This is a genomic window from Achromobacter sp. GbtcB20 (genome assembly GCF_019091095.1).
GTDB lineage: Bacteria > Pseudomonadota > Gammaproteobacteria > Burkholderiales > Burkholderiaceae_B > Achromobacter > Achromobacter mucicolens.
The window spans coordinates 1-342 of sequence record NZ_JAGXJZ010000341.1; the positions used below are offsets into that span (position 1 = coordinate 1).

Annotated in this window: 1 protein-coding gene; it reads right to left on the bottom strand. The window is 66.4% G+C overall.

The window, feature by feature from the left end; all coding sequences use genetic code 11:
- Positions 1-342, bottom strand: a 342-nt coding sequence (locus KVT32_RS29250) for a glycine--tRNA ligase subunit alpha (RefSeq protein WP_217619333.1), incomplete at both ends; no start/stop codon positions are given.

The window sequence follows — 342 nt, forward strand, 5'->3', positions numbered from 1 at the left end:
GCACCGGCTTGCAGTCGAGGCCGCCCACTTGCTGGAAATAGGTGAACTGGGTCACTTCCATGCCGTTCAGCCAGACTTCCCAACCCAGGCCCCAGGCGCCCAGGGTCGGGCTTTCCCAGTCGTCCTCGACGAAGCGCACGTCGTTCTTCTTGAGGTCCAGGCCCAGCGCCTCGAGCGAACCGAGGTAGAGGTCGAGGATGTTCTCAGGCGCCGGCTTCAGGACCACCTGGTACTGGTAGTAGTGCTGCAGGCGGTTCGGGTTCTCGCCGTAGCGGCCATCCTTCGGACGGCGCGACGGTTGCACGTAGGCGGCGCGCCAGGGCTCGGGGCCGATCGCGCGCA